This window comes from Vibrio sp. 10N.222.52.B7 (assembly GCF_041474275.1).
GTDB classification, from domain to species: domain Bacteria; phylum Pseudomonadota; class Gammaproteobacteria; order Enterobacterales; family Vibrionaceae; genus Vibrio; species Vibrio crassostreae_C.
Map to the genome: position 1 here is coordinate 1 of NZ_JBFRTU010000721.1, position 302 is coordinate 302.

The 302-nt window shown below is 52.3% G+C and carries 1 pseudogene; it reads right to left on the reverse strand.

Going from position 1 to position 302, the window contains the following annotated elements:
• A pseudogene (locus AB4512_RS24980) lies at positions 1 to 302 on the reverse strand (MFS transporter); the annotation flags it as partial.

Consider the following 302-nt stretch of genomic DNA (forward strand, 5'->3'; position numbering starts at 1 on the left):
AATACCAACACCATTGGAGCCCACATGCCGATGATACGACCACCGTGGAACAGCGCTGCACCGAAGCTACGTAGGTGAGCTGGGAACAATTCAGAGAAGTAACCACCCCATACCGCAGAAGCAGACAGACCGAAGTTGTAGATAAGGCCTAGGATAGCCAGCATGTTTAGGCTGCCTATCATCACGTCGCTTGGCGCAACGAAGAATACTGAAGCCATGACACCCGCAAGGATGAAACCAAACGCGTTCACTTTACGGCCGTATTTGTCGGCGATTGCACCCCATACCCAAGCACCGAATAG